The 18291-nt window shown below is 43.3% G+C and carries 15 protein-coding genes; 8 read left to right on the top strand and 7 right to left on the bottom strand.

Going from position 1 to position 18291, the window contains the following annotated elements:
• Positions 1-95: 95 nt before the first annotated feature.
• The 4 genes from QUB24_RS30895 to QUB24_RS30880 form a co-directional block, all read right to left on the bottom strand.
• Complete coding sequence (locus QUB24_RS30895; protein WP_333157383.1) at positions 96-3938, bottom strand: PAS domain S-box protein; 3843 nt, start codon at positions 3936-3938, stop codon at positions 96-98.
• A gap of 121 nt (positions 3939-4059) precedes the next feature.
• Positions 4060-5451 (bottom strand): malic enzyme-like NAD(P)-binding protein, encoded by a 1392-nt coding sequence (locus QUB24_RS30890; protein ID WP_333157382.1) that lies wholly within the window; start codon positions 5449-5451, stop codon positions 4060-4062.
• A 104-nt stretch (positions 5452-5555) separates the two neighbouring features.
• Positions 5556-5681 carry a hypothetical protein gene (locus QUB24_RS30885; RefSeq protein WP_333157381.1) on the bottom strand — a complete coding sequence of 42 codons (126 nt, stop codon included), beginning with the start codon at positions 5679-5681 and terminating at the stop codon, positions 5556-5558.
• Between the two features lie 624 nt (positions 5682-6305).
• On the bottom strand, positions 6306-6701 hold the full coding sequence (locus QUB24_RS30880; RefSeq protein WP_333157380.1) for a hypothetical protein: 396 nt from the start codon (positions 6699-6701) through the stop codon (positions 6306-6308).
• A gap of 349 nt (positions 6702-7050) precedes the next feature.
• Here QUB24_RS30880 and argS point away from each other — a divergent pair, with 349 nt between their 5' ends.
• From argS to QUB24_RS30865, 3 genes are all read left to right on the top strand, one after another.
• The gene (gene argS, locus QUB24_RS30875) at positions 7051-8808 is read left to right on the top strand and encodes an arginine--tRNA ligase (protein WP_333157379.1); all 1758 of its coding nucleotides are present in this window, start codon (positions 7051-7053) and stop codon (positions 8806-8808) included.
• A 285-nt stretch (positions 8809-9093) separates the two neighbouring features.
• The gene (locus tag QUB24_RS30870; protein WP_333157378.1) at positions 9094-10176 is read left to right on the top strand and encodes a restriction endonuclease; all 1083 of its coding nucleotides are present in this window, start codon (positions 9094-9096) and stop codon (positions 10174-10176) included.
• 21 nt (positions 10177-10197) lie between these two features.
• Positions 10198-12054 (top strand): hypothetical protein, encoded by a 1857-nt coding sequence (locus tag QUB24_RS30865; RefSeq protein WP_333157377.1) that lies wholly within the window; start codon positions 10198-10200, stop codon positions 12052-12054.
• Positions 12055-12124: 70 nt separating this feature from the next.
• On the opposite strand, the gene QUB24_RS30860 is transcribed toward QUB24_RS30865, so the two are convergent.
• The 3 genes from QUB24_RS30860 to QUB24_RS30850 form a co-directional block, all read right to left on the bottom strand.
• A complete protein-coding gene (locus tag QUB24_RS30860) occupies positions 12125-12967 on the bottom strand; it encodes a YheC/YheD family protein (RefSeq protein WP_333157376.1) in 843 nt (280 codons plus the stop codon).
• 87 nt (positions 12968-13054) lie between these two features.
• Positions 13055-13744 (bottom strand): ImmA/IrrE family metallo-endopeptidase, encoded by a 690-nt coding sequence (locus QUB24_RS30855; RefSeq protein ID WP_333133532.1) that lies wholly within the window; start codon positions 13742-13744, stop codon positions 13055-13057.
• Positions 13745-13759: 15 nt separating this feature from the next.
• Complete coding sequence (locus QUB24_RS30850) at positions 13760-14083, bottom strand: helix-turn-helix domain-containing protein (RefSeq protein ID WP_172189318.1); 324 nt, start codon at positions 14081-14083, stop codon at positions 13760-13762.
• Between the two features lie 254 nt (positions 14084-14337).
• On the opposite strand from QUB24_RS30850, the gene QUB24_RS30845 reads away from it, so the two are divergent.
• The 5 genes from QUB24_RS30845 to QUB24_RS30825 all read left to right on the top strand — a co-directional run bounded on the left by QUB24_RS30845 (position 14338) and on the right by QUB24_RS30825 (position 18062).
• Positions 14338-14604: a hypothetical protein gene (locus QUB24_RS30845; protein ID WP_006634886.1), complete on the top strand. Its 267-nt coding sequence runs from the start codon at positions 14338-14340 to the stop codon at positions 14602-14604.
• A gap of 135 nt (positions 14605-14739) precedes the next feature.
• On the top strand, positions 14740-15444 hold the full coding sequence (locus QUB24_RS30840; RefSeq protein ID WP_333157375.1) for a hypothetical protein: 705 nt from the start codon (positions 14740-14742) through the stop codon (positions 15442-15444).
• A gap of 59 nt (positions 15445-15503) precedes the next feature.
• On the top strand, positions 15504-15872 hold the full coding sequence (locus QUB24_RS30835; protein WP_333157374.1) for a hypothetical protein: 369 nt from the start codon (positions 15504-15506) through the stop codon (positions 15870-15872).
• Positions 15873-15928: 56 nt separating this feature from the next.
• Positions 15929-16906 carry a hypothetical protein gene (locus QUB24_RS30830; protein ID WP_333157373.1) on the top strand — a complete coding sequence of 326 codons (978 nt, stop codon included), beginning with the start codon at positions 15929-15931 and terminating at the stop codon, positions 16904-16906.
• 76 nt (positions 16907-16982) lie between these two features.
• Entirely contained in the window at positions 16983-18062 is a 1080-nt protein-coding gene (locus tag QUB24_RS30825) for a hypothetical protein (RefSeq protein ID WP_333157372.1), read from the top strand.
• The last annotated feature ends 229 nt before the right edge of the window (positions 18063-18291 follow it).

The raw sequence follows: 18291 nt of genomic DNA, 5'->3' as shown, positions 1-18291 counted from the left end.
TCCCGCCCGTCCAAAAAGGACGGGCGGGACGCCCATCCCACAAAATTGTGGAAGTTATTTAATTCTCATTCCTTACTAAAAATTACACGCTAAGTTTAATTTATTTTTTGCTGCAGAGGAATCTCGATCGCAAATTCGGAACCTTCTCCCAATACAGAATTGCAAGAAAGCTTGCCACCGTGTTTTTCTACTATAATAGAGTGGGAAATCGCCAATCCTAAGCCAGTTCCTTTACCAATGGGTTTAGTAGTGAAAAACGGGTCAAACAAGCGCTTTTGCACATCTTCGCTCATCCCAGGGCCGCTGTCAGCTATCCAGATGGCAACGCTGTTATTGTCGGTTACTTGGGTGCGAATCGTAATTGCGAGATTTGTGTCGGTGCGATTGGAGTCCTTTATCTCCATTTCCAATGCGTCTAGCGCATTGCTTAACAAATTCATAAATACTTGATTTAACTGACCGGGATAACATTCAACTAAAGGCAAATTACCGTATTCTTTAATCACATTAATTGTCGGGTGATCGGCTTTATGTTTGAGGCGGTTTTGCAAAATCAGCAGCGTGCTTTCAATGCCTTCGTGAATGTCAACTTGTTTCTTTTCGGCTTCGTCAAGTCTTGAAAAAGTTCGCAGGCTCAAAACTATGTCGCGGATGCGATCGGCTCCGACTTTCATAGATGCTAAAATTTTAGGTAAATCTTCAATAAGATAATCAATTTCCAAGTCTTCCCTTGCATCTACAATTCTTGCGCTAGGCTGCGGGTATTCCTTCTGGTAAAGTCGCAGCATTTTTAACAAGTTTTGAGTGTATTCGCTGGTGTAGGTGAGATTGCCATAGATAAAATTAACCGGGTTGTTAATTTCGTGGGCGACACCTGCTACTAACTGTCCCAAACTCGACATTTTTTCACTTTGAATTAATTGAGTTTGGGTACGTTGGAGTTCGCGCAAGGTTTCTTCTAGCTGTTGAGTTTGAGCTTGAGCTAGTCGGGCTGCTTGGCGGGTTTGGGTGTAAAGTTCGGCGTGGTCGATCGCGATCGCAATTTGAGCGACCACCGCTTGCATCAGTTCGACTTCCGATTCGCTCCAATTTCGCACGGAGATAGCCTGATAGCAGGTAATCACCCCAATATCGCCTGCCGCAGTATGAATTGGCAGCGACAGCACTGAGTTAAAATTTGAAGCCTGGAAAAGTTCGCGCAATTCTACATCTTCAAAAGTGCTGACATCATCAATTCGCAGAATTTCTCGCCGCAAAATCTGTCGCACTGCGAGACTAGATTTGTCGTCTACAGGATAAGTGCCAAGCATACTCGGCAAATCTGCATTCTTCGCTTCGTAAGTTACTTCCCAAACCGGAGGATTGTTGTTGGGGCGATACCAAGTGAAGATGCACCAATCTAGGTGCATCAGATTGCGAATTTCTTGAACGGCGGTTTCTACAATTGTGTCTAAATCTAAAGAAGTGCGGATTTGGTTGGCAATTTGATTGAGCAGTAGTTCTCGCTGAGCTTGTTGTCTAAGCGCTTGTTCCGATCGCACTAAAGTTTCTTCTGCAAGTTTGCGATCGGTTAAATCTTGGATCACTCCTTGGATAATTTTTTCATTTCCCACCTCGATGATTGTCAGCACCACTTCTGCGGGAAAATCAGTACCGTCTAAGCGCTGATGAACCCAATCAAAACGGTGCTTTCCCCGCTCAAAGGCGATGGCTATCATGTCGTGGGCCAAGCTCAAAGAATCTCTGCCGTTGGGTTGCAAAGGAGGCGAGAGTTTGCCAGGGTTTTGACCGTACAACTCTTGCGGGGCGGTGCAGCCGAATAGTTTTAGGGTGGCTGTGTTGGCATCGGTGATGGCATTGTCACATAACATAAAAACAGGCAAACTGGTTAATTCGTAGAGCGATCGAAATTTGGCTTCCGACTGCTGCAATGCGGCTTCTGTTTGCTTGCGATCGGTAATGTCGGCAACCATTGCCAAAGCGCCCACATAGCGTCCCTGTTTGTCTGCCAAGGAATTAGTAGAAACCATCGCCCACAAGTCCCTGCCGTCTCGGCTACGGAACTTAAAATCGAGCTGTTCGCGAATTCCTTCACGGCGGCGTTTGAGACTGATTTGTGCGATCGCCATGCCTTCTGCATCCATGAAAGCAAATAGCGACTCCCCGATCATTTCCTCTGGAGTGCAGCCGAGCATATCGGCCATTTTTTGGTTGACAAAAGTAGTTTTACCATCCGTATCTATCATCCAAATTCCTTCGTCTGCTGTCTCGACAATGCACCTGTATTTGTCCTCGCTTTCCCTAAGCGCTTCTTCTGCTAATTGGCGAGCCGTAATGTTTTGAGTCATTAGCAAACCGCCGATAATTTCTTGCCGTTCGTTTCTGACTGGCAAAGTATAACCGAGGTAGATGCGATCGCTGTAAATAAATTCTGTAACAACTGTTTCTCCTGCCAGTGCCGCCCGATAATTTGGCTCGACAGCAGCGCAAAAATCTGGCTCGAATACTTCCCAGATTGTCTTGCCTTCCATCAACTCTTTGGAAAGCCCCACCGCGGCTAGTTCTGTACCTTCTACCAGCGTGTAGCGCATTTCTCGATCGAACAACATCACCGCACCGTTAGGAAAGTTGCTTGCCATAGTGCGGTAAAGCTGTTCGCTTTTTTGCAGCGCAGCTTCTGCTTGTTTGCGATCGCTAATGTCAACTACGACTGCACCGATGCCGAGAGCCTCGCCATCTTTGTCTAGCAATGGAAAATAAGAGCCTGTCAGGTGTCGGACAAACCCAGGCTTTCTGGGATTGTCACCACTCATCTCAATATTAATTAATGGTTGTTTTTTTCTCAAAATTTCTTCGTACAAAGGCTCTATTATTGGAGCCATATTCGGCAATATTTCGCGTACCGTCTTGCCGATGTGTTCTGCGGGACTCAAGCAATTTATTTCTGCTAGAAATTGATTAATTTGCACGTAGCGCAATTGCGAGTCCAAAATACAAAGTCCCGCCGGCGCTTCCTTCAAAAAGGCATCAAATAGTGATTGTCTCTGTGCTAATTCTTGTTCTAAAGCTTTGCAAATGCTGAGATCTGTTAAAGAGCCAATCATCCCCACAACTTCTCCAGTTTGGTCTTTCAATAGCGAGAGCATCAGGTGCGAGGAAAATTTTTCTCCAGATTTACGGCGTGTGATAACTTCAATTTCATGATCGCCTTTTTCTTGTAGCGGTTTGATGACTTGCTCTAACAAAAATTCGTGCTGTTCTGGCGGGTAAATTAAAGAAACGTGCTGTCCGATAGCCTCAGTTGCTTCATAGCCGTATAACTTTTGGCAGGCTTGATTCCAAATGGTAATCGAGCCGTCCATATCTGTAGAAATCACCGCTTCGTGAATTTGGTCGATAATTTGACTTTGGAGACGCAATTTTTCTTGAGCCTGTTCCAGTTCGGCGATTTTTTCTTCGAGTAGTTTCTGAGTTTTTTCCAGTTCCGCAGTCTGCTTTGTCAGCAATTTTTCCAGATGTGAATTGCCTTGCGGGGGCGCTGATTCCAGGGGAGCGCTATTTTGATCCCGATTATTAAAGATTTCTTCAACACTTAGCCAAATCGCGCACTGTCCCTCTGTTTCAATTGCCCGCTCGGAAACTCGCACGGGTACGAGATGCTGGTTTTTATGTTTGTATGCTGCTTCGCACAGGTGCGTGTGGCTATTTTTTGCTTGACATTCTAGATATTTTTCTGGACCCGCGCACTGTGTTTGCTGAATTTCCCAGTAGTTGAGGTGGAGAGTTTCTGCAACTGTGCGGCCGATAATACTTGCAAAAGCTGGATTTACGTCGAGAAAAGTCCCGTCCGTCCGGCACAATGCCAGCCCGATAGGGCACAGTTCTAACAATTGGCAACGGGAGCGATTGCGCTTGGCTTTTCCTAACTGGCTTTGCATCTGACCTAGCTGGACTTGGTTTATTTAATTATATCTTTATTATCTTGTTTATTGCTGTGACTTTTATGCTTCATTAAGCAAGAGAGAAGAAGGAAGAAGGAAGACTTCCTTCTTCCTTCAATTAATCGCGGGCAATACCTTCGGATCGGGCAGCCAACTGCACTGCACCGGCGACAGCAATGGCAACTCTTTCGTCAAAAACCGACGGTATAATGTGCTCTTTGTCAAGCTGGGAAGGACTGACTAAAGAGGCGATCGCATAAGCTGCTTCCAAGTACATAGTGGGCGTAATCGTGGCAGCTTTGCAGTCCAAAGCGCCTCGAAATATCCCCGGAAATGCCAAAACATTGTTAATTTGATTCGGGTAATCGCTGCGTCCGGTTGCTATGATCGCCGCATCTTCCATAATTAATTCTGGCTGAATTTCGGGAATGGGATTTGCCATTGCAAAAACAATGGGATTTTCGGCCATCGAACGCACCATGGATCGGGTGACTACGCCGGGGGCGCTGACGCCTAAAAATACATCGGCACCGGCGATCGCATCTTCCAAAGTACCGCTCGAAGCCACGGCAAATTCTAGTTTTTCTGGGTTCATATCCGTGCGGTCTTCGGAGAGGACGCCTTTGGAGTCGCACATGATGATGTTTTGGGCACCTGCTTTACGCAACAACCGGGCGATCGCGACTCCGGCCGCACCGGCTCCGTTTATCACGATACACACTTCTGCGATAGTTTTTTTGACGATTTTCAAGGCATTAATTAATGCTGCCAAACTAACAATCGCAGTGCCGTGCTGGTCGTCGTGAAAGATCGGAATATCTAAGGTTTCTCGCAATCTTGCTTCGATTTCAAAGCAGCGGGGAGAAGAAATATCTTCGAGGTTAACGCCGCCAAAAACCGGGGCGATATTCTGCACTGTGCGAATAATTTCCTCGGTATCTTGGGTATTCAAACAGATAGGAAAGGCGTCAATACCTGCAAATTCTTTAAATAGCATGGCTTTGCCTTCCATAACTGGCAGTGCGGCGGCAGGGCCGAGGTTTCCCAGTCCTAAAACTGCGCTACCGTCGGTAACAATGGCAACAGTATTTTGTTTGATTGTGAGGTTATAAACTTGTTGCGGGTCATTGGCGATCGCCGTGCAGATGCGGCCCACTCCTGGAGTGTATGCCATTGCCAAATCCGACTGGCGTTTGAGGGAAATTTTGCTAACTACGCTGATTTTGCCGCCGCGGTGCAAGTTGAAAGTGCGATCGTACACGTCGATCACTCTGATATCTGGCAGTCCTTTCACTGCTTGCACTATTTCTTCATTGTGTTCGAGGCTGGAGGCATCGACGGTGATATCGCGAACGGTAGTGGCGCGGGTTTGCTCGATCAAGTCGATTTGGCCGAAGTTGCCGCCGACAGATGCGATTGCGCTGGTGACTCTTGCCAGCATTCCCGGCTGGTTCGGCAGAGCCACCCGAATTGTTAAACTAAAGCTGGGGTTCGGTGTCAGTTTTACCATGATTCCTTGATTTCAGATTTAAGAATTTCAATCTTAGATTTTATCCCCAATGTTAGGCATAAAATTTAATAATTCAAATTTTTAACTAAAATTTTTAACAAATTCTATGAGCCTGTGGTACGATCGCTCTGCACTGTCAGGGGTGTGGCTGGAAAACAGCTCTTTTTTTGAGTAAAGCTTTGCTCTGTTTCTAGCTGGTGACCAGGAATTTCAAAGGTGGTACCCGCCACGTGATTTATCCGTGGAATCAATCCCAAATCGAAAATCAAAAATCCTCAAGAAAGAGCATTTATCTCGCGCAAGTCAATCTAAAATCTAAAATCTAAAATCTAAAATTGATTGACTCTCCCACAAACAGTCTATTTTCTGTCAATTTCCCAGCGAACCGCGAATATGAAGCGCGGGGGTAGAAACCGGATTTCTGAGGTTAACTGGCGGAAGTCTTATCTATTTTTGAGAATATTTCTGCTTATTCTGAACATCAGCAGATAATTCGCAAAAATCTATTTTCCAGCGATACCGCCTAATTCCTGCTGCTGTCTTTTGAAGCGAGACACCCAGGAGAGTTGATGCGGCTTTTTGGTGGCCTTTATGGGGAATGTAAAAAGTAGATGCACGGCTGTTTGAGCCGGCAGGTAAAAATCTGAGCGACTGACAAGCGGGCCTTTGATATATATTTTGTCTGATTTAACACTTGCCAAAGATTGCGAGTGCAACCTTGCAAACGCTCTAAATTACCTGCACGCTTTGCCCGATAATTCCAGGGATTGTAACTAACAGACAATCTACCCCGCGCCACCACGAGCACAGCTTGGGCCGAATCGTGTTGAGTTGCTGGTTGCTAACTGTCAATTTTACCGATCGGCCGCAGCATCGGCCCATATAATTGTAAAGAATTTGCAAGCCAGACAATCTGGGGGAACTTTTTCTAAGTCTTGCAGATCGACCGATTGCTCTGCCTCGCTGCCGGGAGGAACTATGCACAGGGCAACTTGTCCGACTCCTGCCATGAGTTCGGCAACTCGCTCCAAAATACTGTCCATTTTTTCCATTAGTTGCTCTGCTGCATCGAGACTCGGCGCGATGATGAAAAAGGTTTTGACTCCATCGGGACAAGGAGCGAAGCCAAGGGTACACTCTCGTAATAGTGCTTGGGCGGAGAGACTGAAACCGTCGTAGAAGCGAGCGATTACTGCTTGATAAAAGGCGATTGTCAGAGAGCGATCGCCAAAAATTGGTTGAGATAACATAACTACTTCCTTTCGTAGGATTTTTGGGAGCATTGAAAAAATTTTAACATACCTTAATGTAAGCGATTTAACAAAATGATCTAGCGATCGAGATCAGTGGCTAGATGTGATAATTTTAAATTTGTGTAGCGATCGCAACTGTGATAAAATGTACTCTGTGCTATCACGGCCAGTGATTTTGATCGCATCAGCAGCTCAAAGCTAAGTACAAAATTTCCTAGTAGGTGAGGAAAGGGGGAGAGGGCCAGAGGGAGAGAACCAGAGGGAAATTACCTAAGTAATAAGAGTATTATTGGCAAAAAGTGCTTAATCTAGAGTTTAAAATAAACATCCAATCAAAATATTCAAGATGAACTCGATCGCTCAACAGTTAAAAGCAAAATTTGAAAAAGCATTCACCGCTGCATTCGGCGAAAGTTATGCAGGTGCAGATCCGATGCTAGCCGCCGCCAGCAATCCCAACTTTGGGGACTTTCAGTGCAACGCGGCGATGAGTTTGGGGAAAAAGTTAGGAAAGCCCCCACGGACGATCGCCTCGACAATCATCGAAAATCTAGATATTACCGACATCTGCGAAACCCCAGAAATCGCCGGGCCCGGTTTTATCAATTTGAAGCTGAAACCCGCTTATTTGGAAGCGCAAATTAGTGTGATCGCCGGCGACTCGCGTTTGGGGATTGAACCGGCGAAAACGCCTCAGACAATCGCGATCGACTTTTCGAGTCCGAATATAGCCAAAGAAATGCACGTCGGACACTTGCGATCGACAATCATCGGAGATGCGATCGCCCGCATCCTCGAATTTCAAGGCCACGACGTACTCAGAATCAACCACATCGGCGACTGGGGCACCCAATTCGGAATGCTGATCGCATATTTGCGCGAAGTTCACCCCGAAGCCCTCACAACCGCTGACGCCTTAGACTTAGGCGATTTAGTCGCATTTTACCGCCAAGCAAAACAGCGCTTTGACGCAGACGAAACCTTCAAAGAAACCGCCCGCCAAGAAGTAGTAAAACTGCAAGCAGGCGCCGAAGACACCCGCCGCGCTTGGAAATTGCTGTGCGATCAATCCCGCCGCGAATTTCAAGTAATATACGATTTGCTCGATATCCAATTAACCGAACGCGGCGAATCGTTTTACAATCCCTTATTGCCCGCAGTAGTCGAAGATTTAACCAACTTAGGTTTGTTAGTAGAAAGTGACGGCGCGAAATGCGTTTTTGTAGACGGTTTCACCAACAAAGAAGGCGAACCGCTGCCACTAATCGTCCAAAAAACCGACGGCGGATACAACTACGCCACAACAGATTTAGCAGCAGTGCGCTACCGCATCCAAAAAGACAATGCAAAGCGCATAATTTACGTCACAGATTCAGGACAAGCCAACCATTTTGCCCAAGTATTTGCAGTAGCCAGAAAAGCCGGTTGGATTCCTGAAGATGTCGAAATTGTCCACATTCCCTTCGGTTTGGTATTGGGAGAAGACGGCAAAAAACTCAAAACTCGTTCTGGGGAAACGGTGCGGCTGCAAGATTTGTTAGATGAGGCGATCGTCCGGGCCACCAAAGATTTGGAAGACAGATTGGAAGATGAGAAAAGACACGAAAATGAAGAGTTTATAGCTAACGTAGGTCGAGTAATTGGTTTGAGTGCGGTTAAGTATGCCGATTTAAGTCAAAACCGGGCGAGCAATTACACTTTTAGTTACGATAAGATGCTGGATTTGAAAGGAAATACAGCACCTTATATGCTCTATGTTTGCGCGCGCGTGCACGGAATTAGCCGCAAAGGTGAGATTGATTTCGAGAATTTAGATGCTAGTGCGAAAGTAATTTTGCATTCGGATGCGGAGTTAGTTTTAGCCAAGCATTTATTGCAATTTAGTGAAGTGATAAATGCTGTTGAGGGTGATTTGTTGCCGAATCGGATTTGTCAGTATTTGTTTGAATTGAGTCAAAAATACAATCAATTTTACGAACAGTGTCAGGTGTTGAAATCTGAGGAACCGTTGCGGACTTCGCGGTTAATTTTGTGCGATTTGACGGCGAGGACTTTGAAATTGGGTTTGGAGTTGTTGGGGATTAAGGTGTTAGAAAGAATGTGATATAAAGTTTGTAGCTGTAGGGTGCGTGAGAGCAATAAATATTTGAATCTAGATGATGAGACTATTTGCACTCACGCACCTCCGCAAGCTTTTCCTCTACTTCTAACAGTTGTGTTGTAACTTTTTAGATGGAATTGTGACTAAGTTTATTTTAGCGTGTGAAGAAGTGCGATCGCCCCTTCCTGCATCAAATTTCAGGCTAATGAAAGTATTTTTCGATCTGGCTAAAGAGAGTATGTTATAATTTTTGCAGTAAAATATTGAAATTAATACTAGATAGCCCTAATGCCTGAAAACATTAAGCCGATTCAAAAGATTCTCTTCGGTAGCCCAGGGACTGGAAAAAGCTACCAGATTCGGGAAATTGCTAGAGATAAATTAGGAATTCCATTGGATGACACTACTCACACTGTCAAGACAGTGTTTCATCCAGAGTACACTTATGCTGATTTTATGGGGAAATTGTTGCCCCTCACTCAAGGCAACTCAGTTATTTATAAATTTTATCCAGGGCATTTTATTCGCATTTTGGGAATGGCATACCAAGGTTTAATTGATGGCAAGAAAGACCATTACTTGCTCGTAATTGATGAATTAAATCGAGGAAATGCGGCAGCTATTTTTGGTACGGTATTTCAGTTGCTAGATCGCGAAAGTGATGGCTGGTCGAGTTATGAAGTCGATATTTCTGAAATGGAGTTAGTTGGCTTACTGGAAGCAATGGATCTAAAGCCAATCATTCAAGATGGAACAATTGAAATTAAAGAAGAAAACACTAAAAGACCTTGTGAAGATTTTTGTAAACTAAAAAAAGATGAATTAGCCTCAGAAAATCCTGATGGTAGTAGAGTATTTAGCCTTCTACAGCAACGTCGAATTAATATTCCACATAACTTGTCTATTCTCGCGACAATTAACACTTCGGATGAATCAATTTACTACCTCGATAGTGCCTTTAAGCGGCGGTGGGACTGGGAATATGTTAAGGCTCCAGTAAGAGACACATCTGTTCCAGAAAAATTGGGAGATGTGGAGTTAATAATTAATGGTAAGTCACAAGGAGCATGGTCAGATTATATTCTGGGAATTAATGAATTGATTAAATCAAATCATCAGGTGATTCGGCGGATTGAAGATAAACAAATTGGTTGGTGGTTCATAAAACCAGAAGACAATCAAGTCGATCTTGAGCAAGTAAAAGATAAATTAATGTTTTATCTTTGGGATAGTGTATTTGCGAGAGATAAACGACCCATAGAGGAGTTTTTATCGGAGTCAGATAAGGCGGTAAAATTAACAGCATATTCAGACTTTCTAGATTTGATGCCAGAATTTATGAGGAAAGTAGGTGAGCTGGGTAAAAAATAGTTTTTTTAGGATTTGCAAATTATGATTAACTTCAATTCCTTAAAGTTAAAAGTCCCCGATAATTACTCGTTTGTTGGCATTCAAAAGCAAGATGACGAACTGTACTTTTATCTACCTAAAGGGTTTGATGCTCGACTATCTGAGCTTGACACATTCGTAGGTAAACGAGATTTGTTTTTCCTACTCTATAAAATTTTCGGCACTTTTAAAGAAATCTGTATTGAGAAAGGTTATATAGATGATATTGGTGAGTTGGGCACCCAGGATCGTGATGGTGTAATTAACAGTCATCGGGGTTCTGAAATCGAAGGTGAGGAAGACGATTCAGAAAATATATTTTACTCGAAGCTGGACATTATTACTCACTTTTTGAAGGCTTATGAGGAACCCAAAATTTTAGCCCTTGCTTATCGATTGGGCAAAAGTAACAAGTTTGATGTCAGCCAGATTCATAAATACTTACACCAAGCTGTGTATTTACCTAATCATGCAGCTTATGTCGATGAAATGCTACTTCCCCGACGAGTAATGCAGTTTGAATCTACTGATATTGTCACGATGTATTGCTATCTCTTTTGCGAGATTAAGCAGCAACTTGGAGAGGTAGTAAATGCTGAAATTACAGCATTAGCTGAGCGATTTCGTCAGCACCATCTCGGAAATCAAGACAGTCTTTTTGATGAACAGAGTTATGAGCAGGTTTTAGATATACTTAAGGATGCCTTAGAAACAATTGACCATAACACACCCATAAAAGATGCTGATTATTGGCAGTATTACGAAGCAATCAAGTTATTTCTTTATGGCGATTGGCATCAAGTAGAAAATGGTGAAATTTGGGGAATTAAAAATTTTCATAGTGTCTGGGAGTCGATGTGTTTGACTCATCTAGTACAAATAGTCGATCCCTCATTGCTTCTGCACTTAGATGATCGCTATCTAAGTTCTAGAACCGTGGAAAGAGCAAAATCATCTGCTAAGCTCATTAATTTATCAAAGACTTTCAATATAAATGGTTCTTTACTGAAGCCCGATGCGGTCGTACTAACTTTGATTACCCATAAAATCAAGGGTGAGAAGACTTATAAAGTGTCTGAGAATAATTGGGATGATAACGGCTATAAAACCACCATCAATGGCATTATTGATAATAATGACTTTCGGCCGAAAGTTTGTTATATTGGCCAAGGGTCTGATCATACTTTTAAAAAATTACAGGAATTCTATCAGCTTGACGACAAGGGGTGTATGATTATTGATGCTCCGTTACACAATCACAATATTTTCTACTCATTTTGGGAAATTTCTTCTGCGCTTGATTCCGAATATCTCCATAAGATGGATTACTTTAATCATGTCTTTTATTTAGCCCTAAAAAACCACATTACCGACTGGGATAGATTTTATAAAGAAATTCTTGAAGGCTTGGGTGTATTTTCTGGGCCTCTCTATAATGATCCAAAATTTAATATTTTTCAAGTCTCGCTTTTGAGGGATGGAACAAAAAATATAACTGTTGAAAAAATGAAGGAAAAATTTAATAATTTTATTCAAAAACTTTTCACGGAAAATGAAGGTTTTTGTGAAATAATCGACATCAAATACTTAGACACTAAATACTTCCGAGATCCAAACAAAATTGAAGAAATTAAACGTAGAAGTATCCGTAAACAGTTTGTCTATGAGCACTTGCTCCAAAAGACTTTAGAGAAGAGAAAGGATCAATACAGTAATTTGAGTATTCGGAGTAGCTTTTGGCTCCCTAGCTACCTACCTGATGATTCAGAATTGTTACAAGATAGCTCGACTTTCATGGATGGCTACATTAAATTAATAAATGTGAATTTTAAGTTATTGGCTGAAACCTATTTCGCTTAAAGCCTTTCAGCTAATCTACAGCTTACACCACATTCATCTACATACGATCAAGTACATTCAAATCGAGCATTTACGGCTTTTTGTTAACAATCAAGGTTTCCAGAATGCCTTTAAACATTGTTACCACAATTTGGCGATCGTTATCTCTCACAAATATATCGTAATTGGGGCTTGAGTTAATTTCAATTAACCAATATTCTCCTTTTGTATCTAGCGCGATGTCAAACCCAGCATAATTAATCGCCATTTCTGCAAAAACAGGTTTAACAAAATCTTCAATCTCCGACATGAGATTGGGGTTAATTATATGTTTGGCTTTTGCACCTTCCCAGTGCAGCGGGCTTAAATTCCCCGCAAATTTAGCCTGAGATTTGTCTTTCTCGTACAGCAAAACTAGCTTTTCTTTGCAGAATACAGCCCGATATTCGTGGGCAATTTCGATATATTCTTGAGCTAGCGCAACATAGTCATAATCTTTGCTGTTGACGTTAAATATAATTTCTAGGGCTTCTTTAATTTGCTCTCTAGTTTCACACAAAAAAACATTGTTGCCACCAGCACCGCGATTTTTTTTGAGAATCACCGGGTAAGCGAACTTTTTGTTTATTTCTAAAAGTATTGATTCAATATCTGGGAAAGTCAAATACTTTTTATACTTCTCCTCGCAGTGAGGCGAGACAAAACCGAGAGTTCTGGGAGTATTTATTTTGCCGTTTAATAGTTGATAGGTATATTCTTTGTCTTTAAAAATTTCTGCTACTGACGCACTGTTAAATGGCGTCATGTAATTGACAAAATAATATTCTTCGCCACCCTGTTTGAGTCTAATCAAGTTTTGGGAAGGATGCAGGATTTCGTAAGGTATACTTAATTCCTCACAAGCTGCCAGCAGGATTTCAATATTGGTGAGCATAAAATGTAACTTAATTAGAAATTAATTTTAAAGATTTGAGATTAGAGAATCTCTTCCAAATCTCAAACCTCCAATTAGATCGCACTTTTATCCAAACAACCGCTGCTGTCCGTTTGCGGCATCTTTCCCGGCATAAATCTCGCGAGTTCCCTTGGGAATGTAAATCCAATCGAATTCTTGCAAGCGATTTGTCAAATTGGAAATGCTCACTCCCAATTCATCTCTCATTTTGTATAAATGCGACCACTTAGTTAAATCGCGTCCCTGTCTTTTTTCCTCCAAAATACACCGAGGCATCAACAAACAGCTTGCAAAATATTGCGCTTGCCATTCGATCGACAAAACCTTATTATCAGCACTCGCACCCCGACAAACAAACGGTTCCTCGACATCTTGGGCGGTTTTTCCTTGATTCCCTAAGTTTAATTCCAACTGTTCGACAGTGCCGTCTGCTTCGTCTTGATTGACGTGTAGCACCCAGTGGCCGATTTCGTGGGCGATCGTCGATTCGATGAAGCCTGGGGGTTTTTCGAGAATCTGTTCGTTGATTTCGATTAACCGCTGCTGCGGCAAAATCCTCGCCGCGATCGCACCTTCTTCATCCGGCTCAATGCACTCCCAAACTACGCCTAAATCCAGAAAATCAGCAACCGTTGTCGCATCAAAAGGCCATCTCGGAGCAAAATTTTGCGTTTTCTGCATCTGCATCAAGATGTCATTTGCCAAACGCTCGATCGTTTCTTTGGGATAGAAGCAATACGGCTTAAAAATACTCACTATGAGGGGCCTCTCTTACGCTTCAAAAGACTGTTTGAGCCAATCTGGATTTTCTTGCATCCGGCGGAAAAGAGCCTGCATTTCCTTCGGATTCTGCTTCAGCAGCGCTTCGTACTGCTGCGGTAGTCTCCCCGCCAAGAAAATCAATTCCTCTTCGTTTATGTCTAGATTTCGCGCTAATGCTCGGATTACGTCCTCTTTTGGCGCATAATCCGCTCGATCGTTCTCCAACTTCGACAAATAAGTAAAGTCCACACTTAGCATAGCTGCTAGCTCACGTTGTGAGTAAGCTTTGTCCTTGCGAGCTTGACGGATCAGTCTTCCAAATGTTTGTTCCACGGTTTTTTGCCTCCTGACAAGCATTCTAGCCTGTTTTGATGAAAAGTTCAACAAAATACTTGACGGGAAAATCAACCCACGCTACCATGAGGTTAGTTGACGGTTTAATCAACCCGTAGAGCCTGACTGGTAGGGTTAAAAATGCAAATTATCCCAGCAAACACGCTACATATAGCGTCGTCAACTTCAGAGGAGTGAGAAGCGCTGGGCGTCAAAACGCTTGTACGCAGCAAATAAGGAGGAGCAGATCGCAAATGCTGAGAACCTGGACAGACACGCATTACAAGCTCGAAGACGATGACTGGCTATACATCGCCACCCACGAAGAACAAAGCTCAGCCTCACTGGTTTGTCCCGGCTACGCGCGGGATGGCGAAGGCTTCAGCATCCACTTCACCCCAGCGCACCTAGAAACATTAGAGCATTTGCTCGCCGCGCTGCGGATTATCAAAGCTCAACAAGAGGCGATGCTTGAGTATACCTATCCCGAACCAAAAGCGACAACACATCTGATTCGGTAATCGAAGGAAGAAGGAAGAAGGAAGAAGGAAGAAGGAAGAAGGAAGAAAAATAATTCGATTGTTGTGAGTTCCCAATTCCCAATTACCGATTCCTAATTGTCAGAACATAAATCAATAACTAAGGAAAAACGAACAATGACTACTAAAACACAAGAAAGACCTACATTTTCAGTATTTGGTGCCAAACCGAGCAATGCTTTGCTAGTACCAGAAATCCCGATCGCCGTCCGCAATAACTGTCAGATTGGCCAATGGGCGATCGGCGACACCGACTACGGTTCCAAATGTTCCATGACAATCCTCAAATTCTCCAAATTCTTCGGCAGTTTAGGTCAAACTTCGCACACATTGTGGGGTCAACTGTGGTTTGTCGCAGAAACTGGCGAATTGCCGCAAGGAGTTGTCATGGTCACATACATCAAAAACCGCAGTTTGAACGATTTTAACGGGTTAGTTGCCTCAGTTCAATCTCGCGGAGTAGAGCCTGCTACAGGTATTTTCATTCCCGAATTTACCCAGCATTCCGGTGAAAAACCAGACGACAGCGGATTCGTTAAACCAATCAATTATTACAGTTTAAAATGGTCGTGGATGGAGCGTAGCAACTGGGCAATTATCGACCAAGCAGCAGCAATTTTGTCCGATATGAGCAATCAATCTCGGATGATCGATTTAGAAGGAACGCGGCAAATGGTGTGTTTGGATAATCTCCCTCCCCAGGAAGTTGCGCGCTTGATGGCTGCTCACGCTAGCGGTGAAAGCGATGCTAGGGCTTTGAATTCTAACAGCGCTATGTCGTTGTCGCCAGCCGAAGAGCAATTAACTGCTGACTTGTTCTAATTTTGTTGTAAAGGCGCGAGTAAATCGCGCCTTTACCATAACTGTTACAACAGAGTGAAATGAAGAAATTAACCAAGCTGAAAACCAAACCAAACCTGCAAGAAAGTCGTTTGAGAGAGAATCTTGAGCTGCTAGACCAAATTCGGACTGATGCAGTTAACGACATCGAAAGTCTCACCGAAGACTTCCAGCACATGACTTTAGTAGCCGAATCAGTCCAGCGGAATTACCGAGCTTTGTTAGCCGAAAATCAATTGCTAAAAGGCACACTTTTGAGTATAATTGATGAGTGCGCCTGCTGGGAAGGTAATCGGTGCGATCGCTGCTGGAAACTTCTCAGAACTCTAGCCAGCGCCAATCCCGAAGAAAAACCCGACGCAGCCAGGAAGTACCAAGCCATTCTCAGCCAACTCCGCAACTTTGAATAACTGAAAACGTTTCACTAAAAAATCTCGAAAACTTAGAATCAGGAGAAGCAAACATTATGACAATAGCAACTGCCAAGGATAGCAAAACCCAAATTTTGCAAAACTTTCAGCAGATTTTAGCAGACAAAAAAAAGATAGAATCCAAAGTCGAAACCAAAGAACAGTCAGCCGAAAAAGCCAAAAACAAACAACTCCTCGAAGTCGCTTCTACCTACACAATTGACAGCATCGTCAAAGGCTTGGCCGACTTGCAATTAGATTTCGGCAGCATCATCAGCGGACTTTCCGAAAAACTGAAGGCGGAATCTTCCAAATTAGACGAATTAAAACGCGCGATAGAAATAGAAGCCGAACAATTGCAAGAGTTGCAGCAAATTAGAGTTGTAGCAGACGCCCTCCACATTTTAACTCAAGAGCACCGAGAAAAATTGACCCTGCTGGAACAAAACGCGACTAACCAACGCGAACTGATCGAAAAAGACACGACCCAAAAACGCAAGGCTTGGGAAAAAGAACAGCAACAATTCGAGGCAGTAGTTCAAGAAGAGGCTGCACTCATAACTAAAAATCGCCAGGAAGAAACAGCCGATTATCAATACGAATTACAGCGCACCCGCAAAATCGAAACCGACGAATACGAAGAAACGAAGCGCAAACTAGAACGGGACTTGCAAGAATCTACTCGCGAAAAAGAGAAAAATTGGGTGGAACGGGAAAAAGTCCTCAGCGACAATCAAGCGGAGTTTGAAGCAAATCAAAAGAAAGCCGCCGGATTTGAAGAAGAACTCAAACAGGCTTATGTCAAAGCCAAAGAAGAAGCAATTCAAGAAGTTTCCCGCGAAGCTAAAGTCAAGGCAGATTTAGTGGAGAAAGAATGGGAAAGCACTAAGCAAGGATATGAATTGAAAGCGCAATCTCTACAGCAGACAATTGAGCGACAAACCGAACAAATTGCCGAAATTTCCGCGCAACTGCAAGCCACTATGAAGCAAGCGCAAGATTTGGCAATGAAAGCTTTTGCCAGCAAAGCTTAAAACGCAGTAGGGTGTGCAATGCCCACCTTACGAAAAAATGACAGAAATTTTCCACGCTATTAAGAAATGAAAAGTCATGAACAAAAAAGTTAGCGACAAAAGCACCAAGGCTGAAATCTTAGAAGCGTACAAGGAAGCAGCGCAAGAAAAAGCGCAGCTAGAATCGCAAATCCAACAGCTAAACGCTTCCCAAAAGCAAACAGCAGCCCCAGAAAAACCTATTGTGGAGGCACAAAAACCAATGGCTTTAACTCAAAATCAACAAAAAATGCAGTCCACAATTGATAATTTGATTTTGCTGCAATTTGGCTTTGGTGGCGCTGTCAGTGAGTTGTCTGAAAAGTTAACTTCGGAAGCTGCTAAAGTGGAAGAATTGCGGCGCACTGTGGGCGAGGAAATTCAACAACTGCAAGAGTTGCACAGTTTAGAAGATGTTGCAGAAGATACGCTGGACAATTTAATTCAACAGTACGAAGAAAGCGCGAAAACTTTTGCTGGCGAACTCAGCGAACAGCGCGAAACTGTTGAACAGGAATTGTTGGAACGTCGGCAAGCTTGGGAAAAAGAGCAGGAACTGCAAAAGTTGGCCGTTAAAGAACGCAATGAGAATCACCAAAAAGCTCGTGAGCGGGATGAAGAGTTGTATGATTATGATTTGAATCTTCAGCGAAATTTGGACATCGAAGAATACGAACAGCGCCAGAAAAGGCTGTATCAAGAAATCGAAGAGTTTCAGCAAGAACAGGAGAAACAGTGGGCGGAACGCGAAAAATCTATTTCGGAACGAGAAAAACTTTATGCTGAGGTTAAAGCTAAGGTAGAAGCTTTTCCGAAAGAACTGGAAGCTAATATCAAGAACGGGAAAGATAACGGCCGCAATATTGGCAATTATCAAGCTAAAGTTAAGGCTGATTTGTCTGCTAAAGATATCGAAGGGCAAAAGCAAAATTATGAACTGCAAATTCAAGGGATGTTGCAGACAATTCAAAATCAAGATGCGCGCCTTGCTAGCTTGTCGAAACAACTGGATTCTGCTTTGAAACAGGTTCAAGATTTGGCAGTGAAGGCGATTGAGGGAGCATCGAATTTGAACTCTTTCCAAGCTGTGAGGGAAATTGCGATCGAACAAGCGAAGACTCAGCAGAAAAATAAGTAGATAAGTAGTCCCTTTAGATACCCGATTTCTTGAAGAAGTCGGGTATCTGGGTATTGAATGAGCGCATCACTCGGCGGTTGAAACCGCTCCTTGTCAAACGAAGTCCACTCCAAGCGGACTAAGAGAAAGTGCGTATTCTGTGTTGTTAGGAGCGCGAATTAAATAACTTACAATTTTAATTGTTATTGTGGGATGGGCGTCCCGCCCGTCCTTTTTGGACGGGCGGGAC

The organism is Microcoleus sp. B9-D4, assembly GCF_036705105.1.
GTDB lineage: Bacteria > Cyanobacteriota > Cyanobacteriia > Cyanobacteriales > Microcoleaceae > Microcoleus.
The sequence above is the reverse complement of the archived record's forward strand: the minus strand, read 5'-3'. Positions and strand labels throughout refer to the sequence as shown.